Annotated in this window: 21 protein-coding genes; 10 read left to right on the top strand and 11 right to left on the bottom strand. The window is 71.9% G+C overall.

Going from position 1 to position 20,815, the window contains the following annotated elements; all coding sequences use genetic code 11:
• The first annotated feature begins 108 nt into the window (after nucleotides 1–108).
• From ectA to thpD, 4 genes are all read left to right on the top strand, one after another.
• On the top strand, nucleotides 109–660 hold the full coding sequence (gene ectA / locus AB0B50_RS24455; protein WP_362335617.1) for a diaminobutyrate acetyltransferase: 552 nt from the start codon (nucleotides 109–111) through the stop codon (nucleotides 658–660).
• Nucleotides 661–785: 125 nt separating this feature from the next.
• A complete protein-coding gene (gene ectB / locus AB0B50_RS24450) occupies nucleotides 786–2,057 on the top strand; it encodes a diaminobutyrate--2-oxoglutarate transaminase (protein WP_362335614.1) in 1,272 nt (423 codons plus the stop codon).
• Nucleotides 2,058–2,110: 53 nt separating this feature from the next.
• Nucleotides 2,111–2,515, top strand: a complete 405-nt coding sequence (locus AB0B50_RS24445) for an ectoine synthase (RefSeq protein WP_362335612.1) — start codon at nucleotides 2,111–2,113, stop codon at nucleotides 2,513–2,515.
• 74 nt (nucleotides 2,516–2,589) lie between these two features.
• Complete coding sequence (gene thpD, locus AB0B50_RS24440) at nucleotides 2,590–3,489, top strand: ectoine hydroxylase (protein WP_362335609.1); 900 nt, start codon at nucleotides 2,590–2,592, stop codon at nucleotides 3,487–3,489.
• Between the two features lie 64 nt (nucleotides 3,490–3,553).
• Here thpD and AB0B50_RS24435 read toward each other — a convergent pair whose 3' ends face one another.
• Nucleotides 3,554–4,615, bottom strand: coding sequence for an alkene reductase (locus AB0B50_RS24435; RefSeq protein ID WP_362335606.1), 1,062 nt, complete (start codon nucleotides 4,613–4,615; stop codon nucleotides 3,554–3,556).
• 127 nt (nucleotides 4,616–4,742) lie between these two features.
• Here AB0B50_RS24435 and AB0B50_RS24430 point away from each other — a divergent pair, with 127 nt between their 5' ends.
• Nucleotides 4,743–5,273, top strand: coding sequence for a MarR family winged helix-turn-helix transcriptional regulator (locus AB0B50_RS24430; RefSeq protein ID WP_362335603.1), 531 nt, complete (start codon nucleotides 4,743–4,745; stop codon nucleotides 5,271–5,273).
• 40 nt (nucleotides 5,274–5,313) lie between these two features.
• Here the strand turns inward: AB0B50_RS24430 and AB0B50_RS24425 are convergent, their stop codons facing one another.
• The 8 genes from AB0B50_RS24425 to AB0B50_RS24390 all read right to left on the bottom strand — a co-directional run bounded on the left by AB0B50_RS24425 (nucleotide 5,314) and on the right by AB0B50_RS24390 (nucleotide 13,528).
• Nucleotides 5,314–6,666 (bottom strand): cytochrome P450, encoded by a 1,353-nt coding sequence (locus AB0B50_RS24425; protein ID WP_362335600.1) that lies wholly within the window; start codon nucleotides 6,664–6,666, stop codon nucleotides 5,314–5,316.
• Between the two features lie 6 nt (nucleotides 6,667–6,672).
• Nucleotides 6,673–7,785, bottom strand: a complete 1,113-nt coding sequence (locus tag AB0B50_RS24420) for a terpene synthase family protein (protein WP_362335597.1) — start codon at nucleotides 7,783–7,785, stop codon at nucleotides 6,673–6,675.
• A 36-nt stretch (nucleotides 7,786–7,821) separates the two neighbouring features.
• Nucleotides 7,822–8,607, bottom strand: a complete 786-nt coding sequence (gene uppS, locus AB0B50_RS24415; protein ID WP_362335595.1) for a polyprenyl diphosphate synthase — start codon at nucleotides 8,605–8,607, stop codon at nucleotides 7,822–7,824.
• A 632-nt stretch (nucleotides 8,608–9,239) separates the two neighbouring features.
• Entirely contained in the window at nucleotides 9,240–10,265 is a 1,026-nt protein-coding gene (locus AB0B50_RS24410; RefSeq protein ID WP_362335592.1) for a maleylpyruvate isomerase family mycothiol-dependent enzyme, read from the bottom strand.
• Between the two features lie 256 nt (nucleotides 10,266–10,521).
• Nucleotides 10,522–11,112 carry a sigma-70 family RNA polymerase sigma factor gene (locus AB0B50_RS24405; RefSeq protein WP_362335890.1) on the bottom strand — a complete coding sequence of 197 codons (591 nt, stop codon included), beginning with the start codon at nucleotides 11,110–11,112 and terminating at the stop codon, nucleotides 10,522–10,524.
• A gap of 133 nt (nucleotides 11,113–11,245) precedes the next feature.
• On the bottom strand, nucleotides 11,246–12,304 hold the full coding sequence (locus AB0B50_RS24400; protein WP_362335887.1) for an aminotransferase class V-fold PLP-dependent enzyme: 1,059 nt from the start codon (nucleotides 12,302–12,304) through the stop codon (nucleotides 11,246–11,248).
• Between the two features lie 31 nt (nucleotides 12,305–12,335).
• Nucleotides 12,336–13,052: a DsbA family oxidoreductase gene (locus AB0B50_RS24395; protein WP_362335589.1), complete on the bottom strand. Its 717-nt coding sequence runs from the start codon at nucleotides 13,050–13,052 to the stop codon at nucleotides 12,336–12,338.
• 101 nt (nucleotides 13,053–13,153) lie between these two features.
• Complete coding sequence (locus tag AB0B50_RS24390) at nucleotides 13,154–13,528, bottom strand: helix-turn-helix domain-containing protein (RefSeq protein WP_362335586.1); 375 nt, start codon at nucleotides 13,526–13,528, stop codon at nucleotides 13,154–13,156.
• Between the two features lie 63 nt (nucleotides 13,529–13,591).
• Between AB0B50_RS24390 and AB0B50_RS24385 the strand changes: the two genes are divergently transcribed.
• Nucleotides 13,592–14,713 (top strand): Gfo/Idh/MocA family oxidoreductase, encoded by a 1,122-nt coding sequence (locus AB0B50_RS24385; protein ID WP_362335583.1) that lies wholly within the window; start codon nucleotides 13,592–13,594, stop codon nucleotides 14,711–14,713.
• Nucleotides 14,714–14,736: 23 nt separating this feature from the next.
• Here the strand turns inward: AB0B50_RS24385 and AB0B50_RS24380 are convergent, their stop codons facing one another.
• Both AB0B50_RS24380 and AB0B50_RS24375 read right to left on the bottom strand, forming a co-directional pair.
• Nucleotides 14,737–15,345 carry a DUF1349 domain-containing protein gene (locus tag AB0B50_RS24380; RefSeq protein ID WP_362335581.1) on the bottom strand — a complete coding sequence of 203 codons (609 nt, stop codon included), beginning with the start codon at nucleotides 15,343–15,345 and terminating at the stop codon, nucleotides 14,737–14,739.
• Nucleotides 15,346–15,373: 28 nt separating this feature from the next.
• The gene (locus AB0B50_RS24375) at nucleotides 15,374–16,921 is read right to left on the bottom strand and encodes an aldehyde dehydrogenase (NADP(+)) (RefSeq protein WP_362335578.1); all 1,548 of its coding nucleotides are present in this window, start codon (nucleotides 16,919–16,921) and stop codon (nucleotides 15,374–15,376) included.
• A 193-nt stretch (nucleotides 16,922–17,114) separates the two neighbouring features.
• On the opposite strand from AB0B50_RS24375, the gene AB0B50_RS24370 reads away from it, so the two are divergent.
• The 4 genes from AB0B50_RS24370 (at nucleotide 17,115) to AB0B50_RS24355 (ending at nucleotide 20,806) form a co-directional block, all read left to right on the top strand.
• Nucleotides 17,115–17,888, top strand: a complete 774-nt coding sequence (locus AB0B50_RS24370; protein WP_362335575.1) for an IclR family transcriptional regulator — start codon at nucleotides 17,115–17,117, stop codon at nucleotides 17,886–17,888.
• Nucleotides 17,889–17,891: 3 nt separating this feature from the next.
• Nucleotides 17,892–18,368 (top strand): GNAT family N-acetyltransferase, encoded by a 477-nt coding sequence (locus AB0B50_RS24365; protein ID WP_362335572.1) that lies wholly within the window; start codon nucleotides 17,892–17,894, stop codon nucleotides 18,366–18,368.
• A 159-nt stretch (nucleotides 18,369–18,527) separates the two neighbouring features.
• A complete protein-coding gene (locus AB0B50_RS24360) occupies nucleotides 18,528–19,553 on the top strand; it encodes a hypothetical protein (protein WP_362335569.1) in 1,026 nt (341 codons plus the stop codon).
• On the top strand, nucleotides 19,550–20,806 hold the full coding sequence (locus AB0B50_RS24355; RefSeq protein ID WP_362335567.1) for a histidine kinase: 1,257 nt from the start codon (nucleotides 19,550–19,552) through the stop codon (nucleotides 20,804–20,806). Before AB0B50_RS24360 ends, AB0B50_RS24355 begins: the two co-directional genes overlap by 4 nt.
• The last annotated feature ends 9 nt before the right edge of the window (nucleotides 20,807–20,815 follow it).

Genomic DNA, 20,815 nt, shown 5'->3' with positions numbered 1-20,815 from the left:
AAGGGGCCTCATGCGGGCGCGCACCCCCGCGTGATAACACACGACACGCTTTGGCGTAACCCCTTCCCCCGATGCAATCCCAGGAATTGCTCGGTAAATTCAATCCGCATGACCGCTGCACAAGCCGATCTACCGACCGACCTGCAAGCGAAATTCCTGAAAATGCCGGAGGGGCTGCGACTCGACAGCCCCGCCGTCGCCGACGGCGCCGCGATCTGGCGGATCGCCCGCGACTCCAAGGTGCTCGACCTCAACTCCTCGTACAGCTATCTGCTGTGGTGTCGCGACTTCGCGCGCACCTCCGTCGTGGCGCGGGACGCCGACGGCGAGGTGGCCGGCTTCATCACCGGCTACATCCGGCCCGACCGGCCCCGCACCCTGATGGTCTGGCAGGTGGCCGTCGACCACCCGCACCGTGGCAAGGGACTCGCGGCCGCCCTCCTCGACGGGCTGACCGCGAAGGTGGCCGCCGGGCACGTGATCGACTCCCTGGAGACGACCATCTCGCCCGACAACACGGCGTCCGACGCGCTCTTCACTTCGTACGCGAGGCGGCACGGCGCATCGGTCGCGCGCACGGTCCTGTTCGACGCGGGTCTGTTCCCCGACGACGGGCACGAGCCAGAGGTGCTCTACGTCATCGAGCCACTGCCGCACTGAGCGTCACCGAGCCGCTGCCGCGCTGAGCGACGGCGGACGGCGGGCGGCGGACACCCGCCGTATCCCGGTCTTCCCTCAACACCCCCCACCTCCCTCGCACTTCTTCATCTCCCAGGAGATTCGCTGTGACCATCACCCAGCCCGACCTGAGCGTCTTCGAGACCCTGGAGTCGGAGGTGCGCAGCTACTGCCGCGGTTGGCCTACGGTCTTCGACCGCGCGCAGGGCAGCCGCATGTTCGACGAGGACGGCCACGAATACCTCGACTTCTTCGCCGGTGCCGGTTCCCTCAACTACGGCCACAACAACCCCGTGTTGAAACGCGCCCTCATCGACTACCTGGAGCGCGACGGCGTCACGCACGGCCTCGACATGTCGACGACCGCGAAGCGCGCCTTCCTGGAGTCGTTCCAGAACATCATCCTGCGCCCGCGCGACCTGCCGTACAAGGTCATGTTCCCGGGCCCGACGGGCACCAACGCCGTGGAGTCGGCGCTGAAGCTGGCCCGCAAGGTCAAGGGCCGTGAGTCGATCGTGTCGTTCACGAACGCCTTCCACGGCATGTCGCTCGGCTCGCTCGCCGTGACCGGAAACGCGTTCAAGCGTGCGGGCGCCGGCATCCCGCTGGTGCACGGCACGCCGATGCCGTTCGACCACTACCTCGACGGCAGGACCCCCGACTTCATCTGGTTCGAGCGCCTCCTCGAGGACCAGGGCTCGGGCCTCAACCAGCCCGCCGCCGTGATCGTCGAGACGGTGCAGGGCGAGGGCGGCATCAACGTGGCCCGCGCCGAGTGGCTGCGCAAGCTGGCCGAGGTGTGCGAGCGCTGGGACATGCTCCTGATCGTCGACGACATCCAGATGGGCTGCGGCCGCACCGGCGCCTTCTTCTCCTTCGAGGAAGCGGGCATCACGCCGGACATCGTGACGGTGTCGAAGTCCATCAGCGGCTACGGCCTGCCCATGTCGCTCTGCCTGTTCAAGCCGGAGCTCGACGTGTGGGAGCCGGGCGAGCACAACGGCACGTTCCGCGGCAACAACCCCGCGTTCGTGACCGCCGCCGCCGCCCTGGAGACGTACTGGACCGACGGCCCCGCGATGGAGAAGCAGACCCGCGCCCGCGGCGAGCAGGTGGAGCAGGCGCTGGTCGCGATCGTCGACGAGAACCGTGACGCGATCAAGGAGTACCGCGGCCGCGGCCTGGTGTGGGGCGTCGAGTTCCACGACAAGGACCGCGCGGGCGCCGTGGCGAAGCGGGCCTTCGAACTGGGCCTGCTCATCGAGACCTCCGGCCCCGAGGGCGAGGTCGTCAAGCTCCTTCCGGCGCTGACGATCACGCCCGACGAGCTGGACGAGGGGCTGCGCACGCTCGCCCGCGCGGTACGCGAGACCGCCTGAGCGAGCGCACCGCCCAGTCCTCGGCAACGTAAGAGAAAAGGAACCGACTCACCGTGATCGTCCGTTCGTTCAAGGACATTGAAGGCACCGACCGGCATGTGAAGGCCGCATCCGGTACCTGGGAGAGCAAGCGCATCGTCCTCGCCAAGGAGCGCGTGGGATTCTCGCTGCACGAGACCATCCTGTACGCGGGGACGGAGACGTCCATGTGGTACGCCAACCACATCGAGGCTGTCGTCTGCACCAAGGGCGAGGCCGAGCTGACCGACGACACGACCGGCGAGAAGTACACGATCACGCCCGGCACCATGTACCTGCTCGACGGGCACGAGAAGCACACCATGCGGATCAAGGAAGACTTCCACTGCCTGTGCGTCTTCAACCCGCCCGTCACGGGCCGCGAGGACCACGACGAGAACGGCGTGTACCCGCTGCTCACGGAGCCGGACGCGGACTGATCACCGACTGATCACCGGCTGATCGCCGACTGCATCCCGAACAGGGCCGTACGAGAGGAGAGGCAGGCAACACCATGACCACCGCACCCGAACGCACCACTGACCTGTACCCGACCCGAGGCGCCGAGGAGGTGCTCATCGAACGCAAGGACCCCGTGGTGTGGTCCGAGCCGGGTGCCGAGGGGCCGATCGGGGCCGGGGATCTGGCGGGGTTCGAGCGGGACGGTTTCCTGGCCATCGACCAGCTGATCACCCCGGACGAAGTGGCCGTCTACCACGGCGAGTTGGAGCGGCTGATCAATGATCCCGCGATGCGGGAGAACGAGCGCTCCATCGTGGAGCCGCGCTCCCAGGAGATCCGGTCGATCTTCGAGGTGCACCGGATCAGCGAGCTCTTCGCGAAGCTGGCGGCCGACCCGCGCGTGGTGGGCCGGGCCCGGCAGATCCTGGGCTCGGACGTCTACGTCCACCAGTCGCGGATCAACGTGAAGCCCGGCTTCGGCGCCTCCGGCTTCTACTGGCACTCGGACTTCGAGACCTGGCACGCGGAGGACGGCCTGCCGAACATGCGGACCGTCTCGGTGTCGATCGCGCTGACGAAGAACCACGACACCAACGGCGGCCTCATGATCATGCCGGGGTCGCACAAGACGTTCCTCGGCTGTGCGGGCGCGACGCCGAAGGACAACTACAAGCGGTCGCTGCAGATGCAGGACGCGGGCATCCCGTCGAACGGGACGCTGACGCATCTCGCGTCGGACTACGGCATCCGCCTGTTCACCGGCGAGGCGGGCTCGGCCACCTGGTTCGACTGCAACGCCATGCACGGCTCGGGCGACAACATCACCCCGTTCCCCCGGTCGAACGTCTTCATCGTGTTCAACAGCGTGGAGAACGCCGCGGTGGAGCCGTTCGCGGCGCCGGTGCGGCGCCCGGAGTACATCGGGGCGCGGGACTTCACTCCGGTCAAGTGAGGTAACGCGTACGCGAGTCGGCCCGGCACCCCTGTGGGTGCCGGGCCGACTCGTCGTCATGTGCTCAGCGCGTCGGGTAGTCCGTGTAGCCCTTCTCCGTGCCGCCGTAGAAGGTCGACTGGTCGGGGGTGTTGTACGGGCCCTCGGTCCTCAGGCGGGCCGGCAGGTCGGGGTTGGCGAGGAACAGCGCGCCGAAGGCGATGACGTCCGCGGTGCCGTCCTCGATCAGGGCGAGCGCGTCATGGCCGGTAGGGCCCTCGGTCTGCGGGTTCAGGACGAACGTGCCGCCGAAGTCCTGGCGCAGCCGGGTGGAGAGCTCGCGGATGTCGCCGACCTCCATGACGTGCAGGTACGCGAGGTCGAGCGCGGCCAGCTCCTTGACCAGGGCGGTGTACGTCGCCTCCGGGTCGGGCTCGGAGATGTCGTTGAAGGGGTTCCCGGGCGAGATGCGGAAGCCGGTGCGGGCGGCGCCGATCTCCGCGGTGACGGCCTTGGCGACCTCGACGGCGAAGCGGATGCGGTTCTCGACCGAGCCGCCCCACTCGTCGGTGCGCCGGTTGGAGCCGGGCGCGAGGAACTGGTGGATGAGGTAGCCGTTGGCGCCGTGCAGCTCGACGCCGTCGAAGCCCGCGTCGATCGCGTTGCGGGCGGCGGTGACGAAGTCGGCGATGGTGGCGCGGACTTCGGCGCCGGTCAGCTCGCGCGGGGCGACGAAGTCCTTGGGGCCCTCGGCGGTGTAGACCTGGCCCTTGGCGGCGACGGGCGAGGCCCCGACGTTGACCAGGCCCTCGGGGAGCAGGGTGGGGTGGCCGATGCGGCCCGTGTGCATGATCTGGGCGAAGATCCGGCCGCCGGCCGCGTGCACGGCGTCGGTGACCTTGCGCCAGGCGGCGACCTGCTCCGCGCTGTGCAGGCCCGGGGTGTCCGGGTATCCCTGGCCGACCACAGAAGGCTGGATGCCCTCGGTGATGATCAGGCCCGCGGAGGCCCGCTGGGCGTAGTACTCGGCGGTCAGATCCGTGGCGACACCGCCCTCACCTGCGCGGCTTCGCGTCATGGGGGCCATGGCGATGCGGTTGCCGAGCTGGGTGCCGGACAGGTCGATCGATTCGAAAGCGGTGGTCATCAGGACTCCCGGACGGAATTTATGTGGTCGGCCAATGAAGTGCGCCGGATGCCACTGTAACCCATTCCTTGGCCGACCAAGGTAATCTTCCGGAAGACATCCAGGTCGCTACCAGCAGGAGCTCGTGATGAAGGCCGACACCGCACAGGCCGCCCCCGTCGACCCCGTCTGTAGGCCCGGGGCGTCCGGCGTCGCCGAGGCGGGGCCCGTCAGCCTCGCCGTCAGCCGGGTGGCGAGGCTGCACCGCATCGCCGCGGGCAAGCTCCTGAAGGGGCTCGGCCTCTACCCCGGCCAGGAGTTCGTGATGATGCACCTGTGGGACGCGGGCCCGGTGCGGCAGTCCGAGCTGATCAAGGCGGTCGACCTGGACCCCTCGACGGTCACGAAGATGCTGCAGCGCCTGGAGCAGGCCGGGCACGTGCGCCGCCGCCCCGACCCGTCCGACCGGCGGGCGGTCCTGGTCGAGGCGAGCAACGCAAGCTGTGGGCTGCTGACCCAAGTGGAGCGCGCCTGGGGCGAGTTGGAGGGGCATACGCTCGCCGGGCTCGACGAGGCCGAGCGGGCGGACCTCGCCAGACTCCTCGCCAAGGTCGAGACGAACCTCTGCACGGAGACGGCGGACTGCCCGGAGCGGCAGGGCCGGGCTGCCCAGCTCTGACATCTGGTGACAGCCCGGCCCCGACGCCCCCCCTGTCTTTTCAGTCCGCGCGGCCGCGGGGCTCCGCCCGCATGTCCAGACTGCGGGGCCGCAACGCCAACCCCAGAGCGGGGCGGACCCGTTGGTGGCCGGGCCGGTGCTCCAGGCGCCATCGGGCGGTGATGGTCGCGAGGGCGAGAACGGCCTCCGTCATGCCGAAGGTGTCGCCGATGCATTTGCGGGCGCCGGAGGCGAAGGGCAGGAGGGCATGGCGCGGCGGCTGGGGGCGCTTCGGATCCCAGCGGTCGGGGTCGAAGGCCTCGGGGTCGTCGTAGAGGTCCTGCCGGTGGTGGATGAGGTAGGGGCTGTAGACGACGCTGCTCCCGGCGGGCAGCAGGTGCCCGCCCAGGCGGGTGTCGGCGGTGACGGTACGAGTGAAGATCCAGCCCGGCGGGCGGAGCCGGAGGGTCTCGGTGATGATCCGGTGCGTCAGTTCCAGGCGTGGCAGGTCGGCGTGGGTGGCCCTGCCCCCGTCCAGGACGGCGTCGACCTCGGCATGCAGCCGCCGCTCGATCCCGGGGTGCCGGGCCAGCAGGTCCAGGGCCCAGGCCAGGAGGGCGGCCGTGGTCTCCGTACCGGCGAGGAAGAAGGTGACGACCGTGTCGCTGATCTCCGCGTCGGTCATGCCGTGACCGTCACCTCCGGCGTCGTGGGCCGCGAGCAGCGCCGAGAGCAGGTCGTCGTGGTCGACGCCCTCGGCACGGCGCCGGGCGATGATCTGGTCGAAGGCCGCGCGCAGGCGGGTGCGCGCACGCACGTGGGAGCGGTTGCCCGAGGTGGGCAGCCGGTCCAGCGGGGGGACCATGAACATGCGCTGGTAGAAGCCGTCGAAGAAGGTCTTCACGTCGTCGAGGACCGGGCCGAGTTCGCCGGGAGGCAGCGCGCCGGAGAACAGGGTGGCGGCCGTGATCCTCGACGTGATGGTCATCATCTCGGTGGGCACGTCCAGGATCTGCCCGGCGTGCCAGGACCCGGTCACGTCCTCGATGCAGGTGCTCATGGCCTTCGCGTAGCCGGGGAACCGTGCCGGGTGGAAGGCGGGCTGGGCCAGTCGGCGCAGCCGCCGGTGCGTGCTGTACGGACAGCTGGCAAGACCGTCGTCACCCACGACCTCCCGTACCCGGTCGAAGATCGGGCCGCCTTTGTCGAAGACGCGGTCGTCGACCAGGGCCTGCCGGGTCAGTTCCGGATCACAGATCATCACCAGCGTGAAGGGGCCCACCTGAATGCGGACGAGCTCCCCGTGCGCGGGAAGGGAGTTGATGAACTCCAGCGGATTCCGCAGCATCGGGATCAGATGGCCGACGAGGGGAAGTGCCTTGGGGGCGACGGGGACCGAACGCGGGCTCGTCATGGCCGCTCACTCCCCCGCCGGACGCGAACGAGGCGCGGGCACTTGGGCATCGGTGCTCCGCAAGCCGTAGCGGGGCGTCTCCAGTGACCACGTGTAGACGGAGTCGACCCAGTAGAAGATCGCCTGGGCGTGCTTCCTGACCGCGGCGGGCAGGGAGGTGTCCGCAGCGATCGCGGCGGCGGTGTTGGCGTTCTCGTAGCGCATGGCCGCGTTGAGGGTGAGCGCGCAGGAGAAGGCCGCGTCCACGGATATTCCGTACTCCTGACATATGACGCCGATCAGGCTGAGCCGTTCTCCCGATTCGGCGGCCACATGGCAACTGTGCAGGTCGTTGTCGAGACCGACGAGGAGGCTTCCCTGTTTCATGAGTTGGAGCAGTGGCTCGGGAAGCTTCTCGCCCGGCCCTACGAGGCCCGGCTGAAGACGCTGGATCCACATGCCGAGAACGATTCCCGCCGTACGCGTCCTGTGCCTCAGGTACCGGTCCAGGCTGGGGAGAGGTTCCCCGCTCTCCCACGCCTGCCGAGCCGTGTACTCGTGCAGGAATCCCAGCAGCAGGTCCGTGAAGCCGGCGATCAGTTCGGCCCCTCCCGCCGCGACGACGTCGTCGCGGAGACTGGCCAGCGGCCTGAGGATCTCCGGCCCGCCGGACGGCACATGCCCCCTCTCCAGGGTTTCCCTCACGGGCTCCACGAGACGACCGACCGGCTGATCGCTGCCCAGGTCGACGGTGTTCAGCCAGAACAGGATCATCTGCAGCTTGGCCAGGGGGAACAGCACGTTCCACGGGGCTTGCGGGGCGAAGAGCCCGACCAGATGTCCGGGGGTCGCCTGGGCCGTTACCTTGATGTGCTCCTTACTCATTCCCAGGTCTGCCGCCCAGGCGAGAACGGCGGACTCGAGTTGGTCGGTCCACGGGTGGGCGGGGTAGGTCTCACGCCCCTTTCCCAGATGGGCGAGCAGCCAGGGCTTGAGGGGGCGATAGAAGCCGGGGATGTCGTCCGTCGCCTTGGGGCCGGGCACCTTGGGATCGGGCGCCTTGGGATCGGGCGTCCTGGGGCTAGGCGCCTTGGGGCCGGGCGTCTTGGGGTCGGGGAACAGAAGAGGCCTCTGGAGCATGCTGAGAGTTCCTTCCCGCTCTACGTGCCGAAACGTCTACTTGCCGAAACGCCGCTGACGGTTGCCGTAGAAGGCCAGGGCGCGGTGCAGATCGGACTGGGTGAAGTCGGGCCACAGGACAGGGCAGAAATAGAGTTCCGAGAGGGCCGCCTGCCAGAGCATGAATCCGGAGAGGCGTTGTTCACCGGAGGTGCGGATCACCAGGTCCGGGTCGGGCAACCCGCTGGTGGACAGAGCCTGGGCGAACGACCTTTCGGACACGGAGAAGCCCGCGGACTCGACCGCCTGGTGGGCCATGAGCCGCGCCGCGGCGAGGATGTCCTCCCGGCCGCTGTAGCCGACCGCGAAGTTGATCTGAGGGCCCTGATTGCGGCAGGTGGCGGTCTCCGCCTCGCGCAGCGCGGTCGCCACAGAGCCGGGAAGCAGCCGAGGGTCCCCGAGGTGGCGCATGCGCCAGTGTCCGGCCGACGCCAGCTGGTCGGTCAGTTCGCAGATGATGTCCAGGAGCTTGTGGAGCTCGCCCGCGGCGCGGTTGAGGTTGTCGGTGGAGAGCAGCCACCACGTGGTGGTCTCTATGCCTACGGCCTCGCACCAGTGAACGGCCCGGCAGACGTTGTCCGCGCCTTCCTTGTGGCCCTGCTCGACGGGGTGGCCGTGGGCCTGCGCCCAGCGGCGGTTGCCGTCCACTATGAACGCGACGTGACGTGGCCCTCTGCCCGGACGCGGAGAACTCTGCGTTCCGTACGGGATGTCCTTGTCCGACGTGCCGGACGGATCGGCCAGATCCGTCGGGGTGGGGAGGTCGCGCGGAGGAGTACTCATCGGGCACTTCCTTATCGCCAGGAACCAGGGCAAGCACGGCCGATACGAATCCAGCGGGCTCAGCGAGCAGCTCAACGAGCAAGGAAATGGGTGGGGGGTCGGTGGATGTGCCGCGAGCGGGCAGGCCTGGGCGGGAGCCGAACCCACCCTGCCGGTGCGGGAGTTGCGGAAGAACACGCCGACGGCGGCTTGCCCTGAAGAGCCTGGTCCGCCGCGCCGGGCTTGCAAAGGCGCGTCCAGGGGCGCTTGACGTGCGCACGTCCCAATTGGCGGGCGCTACGGCTCCCGGCGAGGGCGTTCGAGGCGCTCGTCGAAGCGCGGCGTCCTCACCGCACGGCCCACGCACCGCCCCCCCTCCGCTGCGAGCGGAGGAGGGTGATCATGCCGCCCCGGCCGTACCAGCCGGGACCTGAGTGCTACCCCCTGCCTACCTCATCAAGGTGGCGGCCCGCCGTGAAACGCCGATGTCCGTGCCCGGCCGCGCAGGAATCCCACCGCGGTCCATGTGACTGTGGTAGTGGCGCCCTGAGCGAGCGCACTTGGCCGCGCGGGCAGGACCGGCAGGGCTTCGCGGCCCGGCCCGGCGGAGCCGCCGGGCCGGGCCGCAACTACAGCTACAGCTACAGCTACAGCTACAGCCAGGCCAGTGAAGCCGCCCGCGTCAGGACCCGCCGGGCCGCGGACGCGTCGCCCGCCGTGCCGCGCGGCACCTCGTCCGGCGTGCGACGGCCGCCCATCAGCAGGCAGAAGTCGACGGGATCCAGGACCAGTTCGGCCCGCACCGGCTCGTCGGCGCTGCCCAGCACCCACTCGGTCTCGCCGCCGTCCCCGGCGACGGTGAGCGCGACGGGCGGGGCCTGGGTGCCGAGGGCCCGGCCGAGGATGCGTACGGCGAGGCGCACGAGCTGCCACAGGTGCGGCGAGGGCGGCGGGGGCACGACGCGTTCGAGGGCCCTGCCGATGTCGTCGGCGTGCACCCAGGTCTCGAAGGCGCGGGCCAGGAAGTGGTCGGCGACGGGAAGGCGTGCGCCCATCAACACCGTGGCGCGGGCGGCCAGTTCGGAGTTGTGGGCGGCCGGTGCGGAGAGCAGCCCCGCGGCCTGGGCCCGCCAGGCGGCCAGGGTCTGCGCCGGGGTGCGGCGCCGCTCGTGACGGATCACTTCCTTGGTACGCGCCTCCCATGCCGTACGCCATGGCATGCCGTCCGGGGCGCGCGAGGTGGGCACGCGCGCGTGCAGGCCGAGGCGCAGGGCGAGCGGCTCGTCGGCGGCGATCAGATGGGCGACGGTGTCGTGCACGTCCCAGTCGTGCACCACGGGTGTCTCCCAGAGGCCTTGGCCGTCCAACTCCCCGAGGAGCGCCTGGAGTCCGGCGACCGCGGCGGCGTAGGGCGCGGCGTGCGGGGCGGTGCGCAGGGCGGGGGCGCGGGTCCGCAGCGCGAGGGAGAGCCCGTGCGCCCCCGGGTTCCCGCCGGGCGCCGCTTCGGGCAGGGCGGGCCCGTCCAGGTGCCGCACGGTGGCCCGCAGCCGAGCGGCCTCGGCGGCGCACTCGGCACAGTCCACCAGATGCCGCTCGACGCCCCTTTCGTCCCCCACCATGAGAGCCCCCACGGCCCAGGCACCCAGCAACTCACGGACTGCTTCGTGATCGGTGGTCACGACAACCCGCCCTCCTCGCCCGTCGCACCGGGCACACTCCACGCGCAGCAGCGGAAAGAGACACCACGGCAGCGGCGCGCACCCGCCCGAGAAACCCTCACACGCCCGCGCCCCAGCGGCTCAGGCACCGCTTCGTGCTTGGTGGTCACCGGAGTTCACCGTCCGTCGTCACTGGGGGTGCCGTTCGTCGTCACGGGGGTTGCCGTTCGTCGTCACCGAGGTTGCCGTTCGTCGTCGCCGGGAGTGCCGTTCGCCGTCACGGGAGTTCGCCTCTCAGAGGGGGGTCCGCCAAGGTTTCCGCCAGGGTGCGCAGGGCCGTTCTCAGGCGGGTCTTCGCCGTGCCTTCGGGGATCCCCAGTTCGACCGCCGCCTGGCGGTAGCTGCGGCCCGCGAAGTAGGCCAGGTGCACCACCTGCCGTTGGGGCAGCGGGAGTCGGGCCAGGGCCGAGTGCAGGAGCAGGGAGCGCTCCTGCTCCAGGACAGCCTCGTCGGGGGACGGGCCCGGTGCCGGTACCGTCCGCAGGGCCGTCTCGTCGGCATGGACCGCCTTGCGGTGCCGTTCCTCACCGCGCACCCAGTCCACCGCGCGCCGGTGGGCGAGCATGGAGAGCCAGGTGCGCAGGCTGCCGCGGCGTACGTCGAAGGCGTACGGCCTGGTCCACAGGTGGGCGAAGACCTCCTGCGCCACGTCCTCCGCGGCGACGTGACTGCGGGTGACGCGCACCGCGACGCGGTGCACCAGCGAGCCGTACGCAGCATAGGCCTCGGCCAGGGCCGCTTCCTCGCCGTAGACGAGACGGCGGTGCAGGTCGGCGTCGACCGGCGGCCTGTCGGGGCCGTCCGGCATGCCCGGCGCACCCTGCGCGCCCGGCCGGTCCTGCTTGTCTGACCTGTCGGCGGACGGCTCCACCGGCACCACCACCTCGCGCGGCCACCTCGTCCTGCCAAGCCTGGCGCCCCGGGGCCCGCCGCGCCAGGCCTCAGCAGGACAGCACGTCGAGGAGCCGGTCCACGTCCGCCTCCGTGTTGTACAGATGGAACGTGGCGCGCAGATGTCCCGCCCGCGCCGCCACACGGATGCCCGCGCGGTGCAACTCCGGCTCGCGCTCGCCCAGTCCGGGCACGGAGACGATGGGCGAGGTGCCCGGCACCGGGGTGTGCCCGAGCTCGGCGAGGCCCGCGCGGTAGCGGGCGGCGAGCGCGGTGTCGTGGGCGTGGATCGCCTCAATGCCCAGCTCCTCGACGAAGGGCAGCGCCGCCGCGGCCCCGTGGTAGGCGAGGAAGGCGGTCGGCTCGTCGAACCTGCGGGCGTCCGGGGCGAGTTCACCGATCGGGCCGTACGTCGAGTGCCAGCTGTCGGCCGCGGCCAGCCAGCCGCCGTGCAGCGGCACCAGGGACTCCTGCGCCGCCTCGCCCACCGTGAGGAAGGACGTGCCGCGCGGGCAGAGCAGCCACTTGAAGGCGCCCGTCACGGTGTAGTCGTACGCACCCGCGTCGAACGGCAGCCAGCCCGCCGACTGCGTGGCGTCGGCAAGGGTGCGCGCGCCGACGGCCGCCGCGGCGGCACGGATCGCCGCGCAGTCGGCGGTGCGGCCGTCGGCGGACTGCACGGTGGAGAACGCGACCAGCGCGGTCTGCGGCCCGACCGCGTCGGCGAGCCCCTCCAGCGGCGCGTACCGCAGCTTCAGGTCGCCGCGCAGCACGAAGGGGTTGAGCAAGGACGAGAAGTCCCCTTCGGGGAACAGGACTTCGGCGCCCGCGGGGACGGACGCCGCGATCAGGCCGACGTGCACGGCGACCGAGCCGCCGGCCGCCACCCGCGCGGAGTCCACGCCGACGAGCCGCGCGAAGGAGTCGCGCGCCTCCTCGATCTTCCCGAAGTCGCCCGAGCCGCCGCGCTCGCCCGTGCCGAGCTCCGCCGCCAGGGCCCGCACCGCCTCGACGGCGCGGCGCGGCGGCAGACCGTAGGTCGCGGTGTTGAGGTACGTCGTCGTCGGCGCGAACTCGCCGCCGTGGCGGATGCGGTCGCTGATCCCCATGAAGGTCATGGGGATCAACCTAGGCGGCCGTTCAGGCCTGCGGAACCGCGCATCCGTCGGGCCCGCACGCGTCGCCGCCGTCGGCCTGCGCGAGGCTGGTCAGCGGCGAGCGCTCGCCCCACGCCTGCTCCAGGGCCTGGGAGAAGACCTCGGCGGGCTGGGCGCCGGAGACGCCGTACTTGCGGTCGAGGACGAAGAACGGCACGCCGTTCGCGCCCAGTTCGGCGGCCTCGCGCTCGTCGGCGCGCACCGCGTCCGCGTACGCGTCGGGGTCGTCGAGGACGGCCCGCACCTCGTCCGCGTCGAGGCCGGCCTCGACGGCGAGCTCCACGACGCGCGCGTCGCCGGTGAAGACCGACCGCTCCTCGGCGAAGTTCGCGCGGTAGAGCAGACCGATCAGCTCGTCCTGCCTGCCCTGCTCCTTGGCGAAGTGCAGCAGGCGGTGCATGTCGAAGGTGTTGCCGTGGTCACGGCCCTCGGTGAGGTAGGCGAGGCCCTCGGCGGCGGCGTTCTCGCCGAGCCGCCGCTCGCCCTCGCGGGCCTGCTCCTCGGTCATGCCGTACTTCTGCATGAGCATCGGGATCACCAGGCCGGTGTCGCCCTTGGCACGGGTGGGGTCCAGCTCGAAGGAGCGGTGCACGACCTCGACGCCGTCGCGGTGCGGGAAGGCGGCGAGGGCCTTCTCGAAGCGGGCCTTGCCCACGTAGCACCAGGGGCAGGCGATGTCGCTCCAGATCTCGACGCGCATGTGTGGCTCTTTCCAGGTCGTACGGTACGAAGCAGTCGGTGCGGAGGGTGCCTCCGCTCAGTCCGTCAACGTACGGGCAAAGCGCCTCATTCCCCGACAGCTCATTCCACCGCCGTGAACTTTCCCGTGTTCGTCCTGATCCAGGTCCGCAGCTGGGCCAGGGGCTCCAGGGCGCCGCGGCCGAGCTCGGTCAGTCCGTACTCGACGCGGGGCGGCACCTCGGCGTAGACCGTGCGCACGACCAGGCCGTTCTCCTCCAGGCGCCGCAGGGTCTGGGTGAGCACCTTGGGGCTGACGCCCTCCAGCTTGCGGCGCAGTTCGCCGAAGCGGCGCGGGCCGTCCTCCAGGGCGGTGATGGCGAGGCCCGTCCACTTGTTGACGAGGAGCTCGAAGACCGCGCGGCCGGGGCAGAGCAGGCCGTAGATGTCGTGCCTGCTGAGGTTGTCGTGGCTGTCCTTGCGGCTCTGACCAGTCATGGTTTCCAAAATATAGCTATGGCCCTTGCGGGTGATCAGGCCCTCCCTCCTACTGTGCCGATCATGGACTTTCCCACTGCTTCCGCCCCCGTCCGCGTCGGCCTCGTCGGGCTCTCCGCCCGCGGCGGCTGGGCGCCCCAGTCCCACCTCCCCGCGCTGACCCGCCTCAAGGGGTACGACCTGCGCGCCCTGTCGGCGTCCGGCGACGCCTCCGCGCGGGCCGCGGGCGAGAAGTACGGGGTGCCACTGGCCTTCGGCTCCACCGAGGAGCTCGTCCGCAGCGACGAGGTCGACCTCGTCGTGGTGAGCGTGCGCGTGCCGCTGCACCGCGAGGTGATCCTGGCGGCGCTCGGCGCGGGCAAGGCGGTGCTCTGCGAGTGGCCGCTCGGCAACGGCCTCGCCGAGGCCGAGGAGCTCGCGGGCGCCGCCGCGCGGGCCGGCGTGCGGACGTTCGCGGGGCTGCAGGCCCGCTCGGCGCCCGCCGTGCGGTTCGTCCGCGATCTCGTCGCCGACGGTTACGTGGGCGAGGTCCTGTCCAGCAGCCTCGTCGCGTCGGGGCGGCGCTGGGGTCCCGTCTTCGAGCCGTCCGGGGAGTACCTCCTGGACAAGCGGAACGGCGGGACCATGCTGACCATCCCCTTCGGGCACACCATCGACGCCGTCACCATGGCGCTCGGCGAGTTCACCGAGGTCTCCTCGACCCTGGCCGTGCGGCGCCCCGTCGTGCACGAGGAGGGCACAGGCCGCCCGGCCGCCATGACCGTCGACGACCAGATCGCGGTGAGCGGGCGACTCGGCTCGGGGGCCGTCGTCTCGGCACACTTCCGGGCCGGGCTCTCGCGGGGCACGGACTTCCACTGGGAGATCAACGGCACCGAGGGCGACCTGGTGATCACCGGGGACTCCGGGCATCTGCAGCAGGCCGCGCTCACCGTGCGGGGCGGCCGGGGCACGGACACGTCGGTGGCCGAACTCCCGGTGCCCGTCCGCTACTTCGACGTGCCCGAGCTCGACGACGTACGCGGACTCCCCTCGTACAACGTAGGGGTGCAGTACGCCCAGGTGCTCGCCGATCTCACCGGGGGCAGCGTGTCGGCACCGGACTTCGAGCACGCCGTCCGGCGCCAGCGGCTGCTCGACGCCATCGAGCGCTCGGCCTCGACCGGCACGCGGGTCACGCTCTGAGGGCCGTGCCCGGGGAGCGCGCCTCAGGAGCCGTCCCTCAGCCCCTTCGGCCAGTTGGGGCGGAACTCGACGTGGTCGAACGTCACCACACAGCCCTCCCCCACGGGCGACTGCGCCATGAAGCCGACGAGGGCCGCGCCCGCCGCGCGCTCGTCGCCGAGCGAGAAGATCCGTACGAAGGTCCAGTGCTCGCCGTCCGTCGAGGCGTGGAAGGCGAAAGCCGTACCCGTACGGCTGATGCGCAGCCAGGCGCTGCTCCCGTCCACCACGAAGGCGTTGGCGTCGTCGGAGCGGCCGCGGGTGACGACCGTGCAGATCGTGGGCTCGTCCGGGGAGCGCTCCAGGCAGAGCTTGGCCCACTCGCGCTCGCCCACGTGCAGATAGAGCACGCCCGCGTCGAAGGCGGCGGCGAAGCCCACCGTGACGCGGGCGATCAGCTGGAAGTCGCCCTCGGGCGCGCCGAGCAGGCGGGGCGCGTCGGATGCGGGCTCCAGCGCCTCGCCCGTCGGCGGCACGAAGCGGTCCTGGCGAGCCCCCGCCCAGCCGGAGAGCACGCCGTCCTCGTGCGACCAGTGGCCGTCGGGTCCGTAGGTGCGCAGCGGAAAGGGCAGTTCGGGGATGGTGACGTCCATGGCGTCAGTGTTCCAGGCGCCAGGACGCTCAGCTCTCCGGGTTCCCCTGTTCGAGCCGCCCGTCGTAACGCCGCGGCAGGCCCAGCGGGTTGGCGTCGCGCAGCTCGGGCGGGAGCAGCGGCTCGGGGGTGTTCTGGTACGCGACCGGGCGCAGCCAGCGCTCGACCGCCGTGCCGCCCACCGAGGTCGAGGTCGACGTGGCCGCGGGGTAGGGGCCGCCGTGGTGCTGGGCGGGCGCGACGGCGACACCGGTGGGCCAGCCGTCGACCAGGACGCGCCCGGCGAGCGGCGTGAGTTCGGCGAGCAGCTCGGCGCCCCGGCCGCTCTCCCCCGCCGCCTCCGCGGTCGACAACTGGACGGTGGCGGTGAGGTTGCCCGGCAGGCGCGAGAGGACGGCGGTGATCTCCACGTCGTCGGCGTAGCGCGCGACGACGGTGACCGGGCCGAAGCACTCCTCCAGGAGCAGGTCGTACGCCCCCGCCTCGGCCAGGCGCGCCGCCGGGACCGTCAGGAAGCCCGCGCTGACGGTGTGCTCGCCGCCCGCGCCGGGGGTCACCGGGCTCTCCACGTCCGGGAGTTCGGCGCGCTCGCGCACCCCCGCGACGAAGTTGTCCCGCATGCGGTGGTCCAGGAGCACCCCGGCCTCGGTGTCGCTGACCGCCTCGGTCAGCGACTTCACGAGCCGGTCGCCGCCCGCGCCCTCGGGGGCGAGCACCAGGCCGGGCTTGACGCAGAACTGGCCGACGCCGAGCGTCATCGAGCCCGCGAGCCCGGTGCCGATCCGCTCGCCGCGCTCGGCGGCCGCGGCCTCGGTGACGACGACGGGGTTGAGGGAGCCGAGTTCGCCGTGGAAGGGGATCGGCACGGGCCGGGCGGCGGCCGCGTCGAAGAGGGCGCGCCCGCCGCGGACGGAGCCGGTGAAGCCGGCACCGGACACCAGCGGGTGCTTCACCAGCTCCACGCCCGCGTCGAAGCCGTGCACCAGGCCGACGACGCCCTCGGGGACGCCGTGCCGTGCGGCCGCCCTGCGCAGCACCGACGCGACCAGTTCGGAGGTGGCCGGGTGGTCGGGGTGGGCCTTGACCACGACGGGGCAGCCCGCGGCGAGCGCGCTCGCGGTGTCGCCGCCGGGCACGGAGAAGGCGAAGGGGAAGTTGGACGCGGCGTAGACGGCGACGACGCCCAGCGGGATCTTGTAGCGGCGCAGGTCGGGGACGGGCGGCGTCGCGGTGGCGTCGGGGTGGTCGATGACGACGCCGAGGAAGGCGCCCTCGTCGACGATGTCCGCGCAGGACCGCAACTGGTAGCAGGTGCGGGCGAGTTCACCGGTGAGCCGGACCGGGCCGAGCGCGGTCTCCGCGTCGGCGGCCTCCACCAGGTGGCCCTCCGCCTCTTCGAGGAGGTCGGCCGCGGTGCGCAGGAAGGCGGCGCGTACGGCGCGGTCGGCGAGCGCGGCGACCGCGTCCCCGGCGGCGCGGACCGCGCGGTCGATCTCGTCGGCTGTGGCCTCCACCGCAACCTGCTCGCGCTGCTTCCCGGTTCGGGGGTCGACACTCCAGACTGGTGCTGCTGCCACCGCGGATTCCCTTTCCAGAGGTACTGCTTCCAGAGGTGCTGCCGGAACTGCCAGAGGTGCTGCCGGGTCTTGCCGGGTCTTGCCGGACAGCCGTCACTCACCAGGGTCGTTCGATATGCTGAACGTTGTCTCCACTGGTGAATGAGCGGGGACTTCGGAGACTATTTCTCGGCGATCTAAGGGGTCAAGGGCGATGTCGGCTGGCGAGACCGGAGGCGGTGCGCAGGTCAAGTCCGCGGTGCGGACGGTGGAATTGCTCGAGTACTTCGCGGGCCGTCCCGGAATGCACTCCCTGGCCGCGGTCCAGGAAGCCGTCGGCTACCCCAAGTCGAGCCTCTACATGCTGCTGCGCACCCTGGTCGAGCTCGGCTGGGTCGAGACGGACGCGACCGGTACGCGGTACGGCATCGGCGTACGCGCCCTGCTCGTCGGCACCTCGTACATCGACGGCGACGAGGTCGTGGCCGCCGCGCGGCCGACCCTGGACCGGCTCTCCGACGACACCACGGAGACCATCCACCTCGCCCGCCTCGACGGCACGAACGTCGTCTACCTGGCCACCCGCCAGTCGCAGCACTATCTGCGCCCCTTCACGCGCGTGGGCCGCAGGCTGCCCGCGCACTCCACCTCGCTGGGCAAGGCGCTGCTCGCCACGCACACCGACGAGCAGGTCCGCAAGCTGCTGCCGCAGACGCTGCCCGCGCTCACGGAGAACACCATCACCGACCGCGAGAAGCTCATCGAGGAGCTGCACACAGTGCGCGAGCAGGGCTTCGCGGTGGACCGCGAGGAGAACACGCTCGGGCTCCGCTGCTTCGGCGTGGCGATCCCCTACCGCACCCCGGCGCGGGACGCGATCAGCTGCTCGGTGCCGGTGGCGCGGCTCACGCCCGCGCACGAACAGATGGTGAAGGACGCGCTGTTCGACGCGCGGGACCGACTGACACTGGCAACTCGTAGGCTCTGACCCATGGATGTCAGCCTGCGCGAAGTGCACGACAGTGATCTGCCCGTCTTCTTCCGGCAGTTGAACGACCCCGAGTCCAGCCGCATGGCCGCCTTCACGCCCGAGGACCCGGCCGACCGGGACCGCTTCGACGCGCAATGGACGAAGATGCGCCGCGACGACACCGTCGACGTGCGCACGGTCCTCGCCGACGGCGACGTGGTGGGCAACGCCGCGGTGTACGGGGAGCCGGGCGAGCGCGAGGTCACCTACTGGATCGACCGCGCGTACTGGGGTCGGGGCCTGGCCACCGCCGCGCTGCGCGAGCTCCTCGCGCTGATCCCGGAGCGCCCGCTGTACGCCCGCGCGGCCGCGGACAACGCGGCATCGCTCCGGGTCCTGGAGAAGTGCGGGTTCCGTGAGTCCGCGCGGGGGCGGGGCTTCGCGCCCGCGCGCGGGGCGGAGATCGACGAGGTGGTACTCGTCCTGGCCGACACCTGAGCCGACCGGCACACGTCTGGTGGCTCCACCGGCACACACCCGGCTCCACCGGCACACATCTGGCTCCACCCGCACACGCCTGCCGCCTCCGCCGCGCGGCGGAGGCGGATCGTCGCGGCGCAGGAGGTGCGGCGAGCGCGCCGGCGGGAACGTGGAGGCATGACGCAGACACTGTCCTCCGCCCCGCCGACCGCGCACAGCGGCCCCACGCCCGTCGCGCCGCCCTCCCTCAGCCGCACCCGGCGGGCGCTGCGGCTCGTCGCGGGCCTCGCCAGCGTCCCGTATCTCTCCCTCAAGGTCGCCTGGATCTGCGGGAGTCGCATCGGGATCCCCGAGGGCAGCCCGCTCCTCGACCACCGCGCGCTGATGGCGTTCGCCAACGGCCTGACCGTCCTGATGGACGCCACCGTCCTCGTGCTCGTGCTGGTCCTGACCCGGCCGTGGGGCCTGCGGGCCCCGGCCTGGCTGCTCGCGGTGCCGATGTGGGTCGCCACGGGACTGCTGGCGCCGATCATGGCCGGGTACCCGCTGCAGCTGGCGCTCAAGGCGTTCGGCACCGGAGGCGAGGGCCCCTCGACGGGCGGCGCGGACGAGCCGTTCCTCGACGACTGGGTCTTCGGCGTCGTGTACTGCGGCTTCATCCTGCAGGGCATCGCGCTCGGCTCCCTCTTCGCGCTGTACGCGCGGGACCGCTGGGGCCACCTGTGGCGCGGCCGGATCCGGGACCTGGCGCCCTCCGCCGCCCGCGGCCCGCGGATCGCCGCGGTCGTCGCCGCGCTGCTCGCGCTCGTCCCCGTCACGACGCACGCGCTGTGGGCGGCGGGGTCCACCGCGGGACTCTCCCCGGGGCGGGCCGAGGGCCGCACGGCCGACTTCCACCTCCTGGAGGCCCTGGACGTCCTCTACGTCGTGGCCGCCGTCGCGGGCGCCCTGGTGCTCGCCTTCCGGCGGCTGCCCGCGCTGCCGGTGAAGGTGCCGCTCGCGCTGGCCTGGGCGGGCTCGGGCGCGGTGGCCTGCTGGGGCGGCTGGCTCCTGCTCGCCTCGCTGCTCGGCCCCGCCGACGACCTGGCCGACCGGCCCACCACCACGATGCTTCTGACCTACTCTGTGCAGATGATCATCGGGTTGCTCGTCGCCAGCGCAGGGGTGCGCTTCTTCCGGGAGCGGGCGGTGTCCCCGAGGTGAGAGCGCTGGGCACGGCCCTGTTCGGGCGACGGACGCGCCGCCGGTGGATCCATCTGATCCTCGGCGGCGCCCTCGCCATGCCGTACGTCTTCGTCGGCTCCGTGATCGTCGGGCCGCTGATCGGCGACACCCGGTTCTTCGGCTCGATCACCGCCCAACTCAGCGCGTTCGCGGTCGGGTTGCCGCTCGCCGCGATCACCGCGCTGTTCCCGCTGACCCGGCCGATGTCGGTGGCCGCCGTGCGGGCGCTGTGCGCGGTGCCGGACGAGTCCCTCGCCGAGGGGCCCGCGCGGAGCAGGGCCGCGCGGGGGCGCACCGTCGCGTGGTTCACGCTGCACCTCGGTTTCGGCGGGGTCATCAGCGGGATGTCGCTCGCGCTGCCGCCGTTCGCGGTCTTCCTGATCGCGCTGCCGTTCTTCCCTTCGCTGCGGGACGACAGCAGCGGGGCGCCCGCGTTCTTCCACGAAACCTGGTGGCTCGCGCTCGCGCCGTTCGTGGGCCTCGCCGCGCTGGCGGCGCTCGCGGCGTGCGCGGCCGCGGCGGGCGGGCTGCTCGCGCGCTGGGCGCCCGAACTGCTCGGGCCGACACCGGCCGACCGGCTCGCGGCCGCCGAGCAGCGCGCCGCCGACCTCGCCGTGCGCAACCGCCTCGCGCGCGAGCTGCACGACTCGGTGGGCCACGCGCTGAGCGCCGTCACGCTCCAGGCGAGCGCGGCACGGCGCGTCCTCGACCGCGACCCGGAGTTCGTGCGCGAGGCGCTGGCCGCCATCGAGGACACCACGCGCCGCACGGTGGGCGAACTCGACGCGGTACTCGGCGTGTTGAGGGAAGCCGACGACGCCCGCTCCACGGCGCCCGCGCCCACGCTCGCCGCCGACCTCGACGGCCTGCTGCGCCGCACCGGGGCGGGCGGCCTGCGCGTGGACGCCACCGTCGACATGGACCCGGAGGCCCTGCCCCCGCTGGTCTCCCGCGAGGCCTACCGCATCGTGCAGGAGGCCCTGAGCAACGCGCTGCGGCACGGCGGCGAGGGCACCTCGGTCACCCTGCGCATCGTCTGCGAGGGGCCGGACCTGGCCGTCACGGCTCAGAACCCGTTGCCGCCCCACTCCCCGGGCACCCGCCCCGGCGGCGGCCACGGCCTGCGCGGCATCGCGGACCGGGCCCGGCTCCTGGGCGGCACGGCGGACGCGGGTGCCGTGGACGGGACGTGGCGACTGGACGTACGACTTCCTCTGAAGGCACAGCCATGACCCTGAAGG

The organism is Streptomyces sp. NPDC041068 (assembly GCF_040647455.1).
GTDB lineage: Bacteria > Actinomycetota > Actinomycetes > Streptomycetales > Streptomycetaceae > Streptomyces.
The sequence above is the reverse complement of the archived record's forward strand: the minus strand, read 5'-3'. Positions and strand labels throughout refer to the sequence as shown.

What these genes read in the sequence shown, in the direction of transcription:
- ectA (WP_362335617.1), top strand. Translation starts at nt 109, where the DNA reads ATGACCGCTGCACAAGCCGATCTACCGACCGACCTGCAAGCGAAATTC.
- thpD (WP_362335609.1), top strand. Translation starts at nt 2,590, where the DNA reads ATGACCACCGCACCCGAACGCACCACTGACCTGTACCCGACCCGAGGC.
- AB0B50_RS24435 (WP_362335606.1), bottom strand. Translation starts at nt 4,615, where the DNA reads ATGACCACCGCTTTCGAATCGATCGACCTGTCCGGCACCCAGCTCGGC.
- AB0B50_RS24430 (WP_362335603.1), top strand. Translation starts at nt 4,743, where the DNA reads ATGAAGGCCGACACCGCACAGGCCGCCCCCGTCGACCCCGTCTGTAGG.
- AB0B50_RS24425 (WP_362335600.1), bottom strand. Translation starts at nt 6,666, where the DNA reads ATGACGAGCCCGCGTTCGGTCCCCGTCGCCCCCAAGGCACTTCCCCTC.
- AB0B50_RS24420 (WP_362335597.1), bottom strand. Translation starts at nt 7,785, where the DNA reads ATGCTCCAGAGGCCTCTTCTGTTCCCCGACCCCAAGACGCCCGGCCCC.
- uppS (WP_362335595.1), bottom strand. Translation starts at nt 8,607, where the DNA reads ATGAGTACTCCTCCGCGCGACCTCCCCACCCCGACGGATCTGGCCGAT.
- AB0B50_RS24405 (WP_362335890.1), bottom strand. Translation starts at nt 11,112, where the DNA reads ATGCCGGACGGCCCCGACAGGCCGCCGGTCGACGCCGACCTGCACCGC.
- AB0B50_RS24400 (WP_362335887.1), bottom strand. Translation starts at nt 12,304, where the DNA reads ATGGGGATCAGCGACCGCATCCGCCACGGCGGCGAGTTCGCGCCGACG.
- AB0B50_RS24395 (WP_362335589.1), bottom strand. Translation starts at nt 13,052, where the DNA reads ATGCGCGTCGAGATCTGGAGCGACATCGCCTGCCCCTGGTGCTACGTG.
- AB0B50_RS24390 (WP_362335586.1), bottom strand. Translation starts at nt 13,528, where the DNA reads ATGACTGGTCAGAGCCGCAAGGACAGCCACGACAACCTCAGCAGGCAC.
- AB0B50_RS24385 (WP_362335583.1), top strand. Translation starts at nt 13,592, where the DNA reads ATGGACTTTCCCACTGCTTCCGCCCCCGTCCGCGTCGGCCTCGTCGGG.
- AB0B50_RS24380 (WP_362335581.1), bottom strand. Translation starts at nt 15,345, where the DNA reads ATGGACGTCACCATCCCCGAACTGCCCTTTCCGCTGCGCACCTACGGA.
- AB0B50_RS24370 (WP_362335575.1), top strand. Translation starts at nt 17,115, where the DNA reads ATGTCGGCTGGCGAGACCGGAGGCGGTGCGCAGGTCAAGTCCGCGGTG.
- AB0B50_RS24365 (WP_362335572.1), top strand. Translation starts at nt 17,892, where the DNA reads ATGGATGTCAGCCTGCGCGAAGTGCACGACAGTGATCTGCCCGTCTTC.
- AB0B50_RS24360 (WP_362335569.1), top strand. Translation starts at nt 18,528, where the DNA reads ATGACGCAGACACTGTCCTCCGCCCCGCCGACCGCGCACAGCGGCCCC.